The following is a 3,829-nucleotide window of genomic DNA, read 5'->3' as shown; positions in this document are numbered from 1 at the left end:
GTTAAAGTTAATAGATTGCTAACTTAAGATGTATAACCGCAATTACGGCGGATTCGACTACGTCCGAATCCACTCGGAATTGCTGACGTCAGTGCTAAACCGAAGATTAGCGCATATTAACCCGTAACTGACGGTTATACGAAACCGTTGCCAGCAATTTCACCAAAAATACCCACTAGTAGGTATGTTATGAGAGAGTTAAAATGAATACATTTGATATAATAGTAAAAGATTTAAACCTATGACTAAAAAAAAACTATTGCTAACTTTTATTTGTGCTTTTATCATTTCAATTGGTCACTCTCAGAAAACAGATTCTGCAAAACATTATCGTATTAGCACTAAGGCAAATGATACACCGATTAAAGTGAAAGTAAAACTACCCAATAAAAAATACACCTATAAAATTGCCGAAGAACATATTTTACCAAGCGGGGACACTATTCTTGTACGCAAAATAGACTCACTTACTTATGATCCAGATTTAAAAGACCTTGATAGCTCAATTTTCAGTGAATATAAAACGATAAACGTATCAATAAAACAAAATGGTTCAGAACTTATTTTATACCCATTCCCATTTGATGACGACGAAACCACGATTAACGATTACCTAAAAGACAAGCAATTAGTTTTAAAAATTAAAAATAATTATCGCATAAGTGTCCCATACAGAAGTTGGGAAATTGGTGCTTTAACTATACCCGTAAAAGTATATTTGAGTAGTAGAGCAGAAGAACTAAAGAATAATTTTATTTTTGATGAAAGCGTCAACCTTAAAATAAGTAAGGTATTGGGTTGGGAACATTTTTACAAGAATAAGGAAGATAAAGACGGTAAGTCTTTTAAGCATTATTTTAGCTTCACGCCATTATTCATTGGCTTGTCAAAAACTGAAATTAGTAACACGAATACAAGAACTGATATAGGTGACGAAACTTTTACCGTAGCATCTTTGAATTATGGTGTAGGATTAGGATATAACGTCAGAGGTATAGGGCTGTCTGTTTTATTAGGTTTTGATACACCACTATCAGACCAAGCAGAAGAATGGAATTTTAAAAGCCAACCTTGGATAGGGTTCGGTTTTGGAATAGATTTATAAACTTCAATTTAAATAAAATGAAAACAAAAAAAAATTTAGCAACCTTTCTCTTAATTGTCATTACACATACACTTGTTGCCCAAGAAAAACAAAATGATGCTACTTGGGCGGAAACAGTAGGGTTTATTAATAAAAATTTGGAATTTATTAACGGCGGTAATCCTGAATATAAGTTTACTAATTTTAATATAAACTCAACAAGTTTTAGTTGGAAGTGGTTTTACAAGAATTATAACGGTTCACCGAATATATATAGTAGTTCACTTCCCCTAAGTAAGTTACTTTCTGTTGAAATTCATAATTATGACCCCAAAATGAGTATCCAACAGTATTCTTTACATATAAAATTAACAGGTAGTTATATATTAACTACAGGCGAAGATGGTACTTCAAACAACAATTACGCTTATATCTATGTATCTGATATAGAGATGAGACCAAGAATTTATAAAGCATTCCAACACCTAGCATATTTAGCAACAGAGAAAAGAAAACAAGAACGTGAAACAAGCGGAGATAAATTTTAAAATCAATATATTATGAAAACATTTAATCTAACAATTTCAATGCTTTTGCTTTTTGGCTGGAGCTATTCACAATCTGATAACGAAACAGGCAGTAGCCAATTCTATGATTTTATGGAAGCTGAAGATACAGCATTCTACGGTATGAAAATCTATATTAATAAAGGAACAGTATACCTATTTATAACAGATGTATTTACCTTGTGTAGTGAAACTAGTAAAAGTGATACTTGGGACTTAGAAGATGATTTACAAACTTACATTGAAGGTAACTCTGGCTCATATTTAGACGGTGCAGACAAGTATGTAAATTACGGTGGTCTTACAGGATATACCCACATTTGTTATTTCTACGAAAAAGGTAATAGTAAATCTGAAAATATTTCTATCGCAAAAAGAGGTAGAAATAATGCCATAAAAAACTTTAAAGAAAACAGGAAGCCAAATTATGATTCGGTCATTGTTGTAGACGTAGAAGCTGGTCAGTTCGACTTCTTTTTACCTTGTAAATAATAGAAAATGAAATATAAAATATTAACTATCTTTTGTTTAGTTCTTGTAATGTTTGTAAAAGCCCAAGAAAAACAGAATGATGCAACTTGGGAAGAAACTATTTCATTTATTAAAGACAATGTAGGTTTCGCAGTTGGAAGCCCAAATTTTTATCAAGAGGTTATAAATCTAAAGGTTTCGCAAGGTAAATATCTGATTTTTGAGGTTGTCAAAAGTTCTGATCCTGATAATCACTGTAATCATGAGTTTACACAGAAGCTAGACCTTGATAATTTATCAAAAGTAGAATTGCTTGATTTAGATGATTACGATGCGAAACGATTAAAGATTAAAAAAAGAATTTACCTAACAGCAACACGAATAGAAACAAGCGTTTGTGGTGGCAATCGCAATAAAACAAATATGAGCTTAATTTTCAACTCAAAAGAAATGACAGAAAGAATGTTAAAAGCATTTACTCATTTAGCATATTTAGCAAATAATAAACGTCCAAAGAGTAAATTTTGAAAAATCAAAAAAAAGGTGTAAATCTTAAGGATAGTTCACAAACTGGAAAATTAAAATACGGCTACCGCGTCGTAGAGAAAAAAGGTGAGGCAGAAGAACGATATAAAAATCTAAAAGACCATTTAGATTAATGAAAGATAAAATACGTCTACAACCTCTACGAGTAGAAGCTGGTTGGGCAATTAAATACAATCAATTTTATGAAGTCGATCCTCTGAAAGGAAACGAAAGTTTTTTTGAAGGTTCTAGCCTACTTATGCTCGAAGACAGAGGACGTTTAAAATTAATAGATGTGCAATGGCGTCCAGAACGAAATTTAGATGGTAAGTTTCAATTAGAAGTTTTAAATTTCTTAGAGAATTACAACCCAAAAACAAATGAGCTTGACAAAGATGTTGATTGGGAAAATCCATTTTATTCGTTTTCAACCAAAAATAGATTAGAACTTGTTGAAAAATTAGAAAAGCTAATGTACTCTCTTCCTGTTGAAATTGACTCAAGAATTTTAATTAAACGCGGTGAAATTTCAGAACCTTCAGAAAGCTATCGATTAATATTAGTCAAAGAAGGTATTTCTAAAAAATTGGTTGATAAAATCATTAAAAATGGAAATGCACAAATACAAAATCTAGTCTTAGACCAACCAGATATTACTCGAAAAATTATTCTTAATTTTTCAAAAAACGGTGTTTCAAAAAAAGTAAAGAATAAAGCAAAACAAAAATTGACTAGTAAAAGATTTAAAGAATAAAAACTGCTGGCAACAATGGCTATAAGTAATTGCTTGTTCTCGCCTACTTCTGAAAATCCTCGCGGATTTTCAGTTTGGTGTGTACTTGCAGAGTTAAGTGCTAACCCACGCAACTACTCATAGCCGAACCGTTGGTTACAATAGCGGAATTAAAAACTAAGTGTGAAAATTGTGCGAATTCTGAACTTTGAAAAAAGCGGAACTGTGCGCAAAAAAGGTTAACGGAAACTGAATTTAATACTCAAAACCGAAACGTAACACTGAATTGAAAATGTAGAACGGAACTGTGCGCAAAAATTCTCTCGTGCGGAATTATAAAAACGTGAATTGATTACTTCTACTCTTTCGAATTCCAAAATTGCGGAATCATAACGTGGAATTGAATAGCAGAACGCAAAACAAACTCTGAATGAATCCCATAAAACTGAA

6 protein-coding genes are annotated in these 3,829 nt (G+C 31.8%); all 6 read left to right on the top strand.

Annotated elements, in window-relative coordinates:
* Positions 1-241: 241 nt before the first annotated feature.
* Genes WA340_RS05650 through WA340_RS05625 form a run of 6 tightly spaced genes read left to right on the top strand, consistent with a single transcriptional unit; the run spans position 242 to position 3,400 of the window.
* On the top strand, positions 242-1,105 hold the full coding sequence (locus WA340_RS05650) for a hypothetical protein (RefSeq protein ID WP_336127791.1): 864 nt from the start codon (positions 242-244) through the stop codon (positions 1,103-1,105).
* Between the two features lie 17 nt (positions 1,106-1,122).
* On the top strand, positions 1,123-1,632 hold the full coding sequence (locus tag WA340_RS05645; protein WP_336127789.1) for a hypothetical protein: 510 nt from the start codon (positions 1,123-1,125) through the stop codon (positions 1,630-1,632).
* Between the two features lie 12 nt (positions 1,633-1,644).
* A complete protein-coding gene (locus WA340_RS05640) occupies positions 1,645-2,142 on the top strand; it encodes a hypothetical protein (RefSeq protein ID WP_336127788.1) in 498 nt (165 codons plus the stop codon).
* 6 nt (positions 2,143-2,148) lie between these two features.
* Positions 2,149-2,649: a hypothetical protein gene (locus WA340_RS05635; protein WP_336127787.1), complete on the top strand. Its 501-nt coding sequence runs from the start codon at positions 2,149-2,151 to the stop codon at positions 2,647-2,649.
* Positions 2,646-2,780 (top strand): hypothetical protein, encoded by a 135-nt coding sequence (locus WA340_RS05630; protein WP_336127786.1) that lies wholly within the window; start codon positions 2,646-2,648, stop codon positions 2,778-2,780. The genes WA340_RS05635 and WA340_RS05630 overlap by 4 nt, the downstream gene beginning before the upstream one ends.
* The gene (locus WA340_RS05625) at positions 2,780-3,400 is read left to right on the top strand and encodes a hypothetical protein (RefSeq protein ID WP_336127784.1); all 621 of its coding nucleotides are present in this window, start codon (positions 2,780-2,782) and stop codon (positions 3,398-3,400) included. The genes WA340_RS05630 and WA340_RS05625 overlap by 1 nt, the downstream gene beginning before the upstream one ends.
* Positions 3,401-3,829: the final 429 nt, after the last annotated feature.

Source organism: Mesoflavibacter sp. CH_XMU1422-2 (assembly GCF_037029245.1).
Classification (GTDB): Bacteria; Bacteroidota; Bacteroidia; order Flavobacteriales; family Flavobacteriaceae; genus Mesoflavibacter; species Mesoflavibacter zeaxanthinifaciens.
Note: the sequence above shows the minus strand (reverse complement) of the source record. Positions and strands in the feature narration are given on the sequence as shown.

What these genes read in the sequence shown, in the direction of transcription:
- WA340_RS05645 (WP_336127789.1), top strand. Translation starts at nt 1,123, where the DNA reads ATGAAAACAAAAAAAAATTTAGCAACCTTTCTCTTAATTGTCATTACA.
- WA340_RS05635 (WP_336127787.1), top strand. Translation starts at nt 2,149, where the DNA reads ATGAAATATAAAATATTAACTATCTTTTGTTTAGTTCTTGTAATGTTT.
- WA340_RS05625 (WP_336127784.1), top strand. Translation starts at nt 2,780, where the DNA reads ATGAAAGATAAAATACGTCTACAACCTCTACGAGTAGAAGCTGGTTGG.
- WA340_RS05640 (WP_336127788.1), top strand. Translation starts at nt 1,645, where the DNA reads ATGAAAACATTTAATCTAACAATTTCAATGCTTTTGCTTTTTGGCTGG.
- WA340_RS05650 (WP_336127791.1), top strand. Translation starts at nt 242, where the DNA reads ATGACTAAAAAAAAACTATTGCTAACTTTTATTTGTGCTTTTATCATT.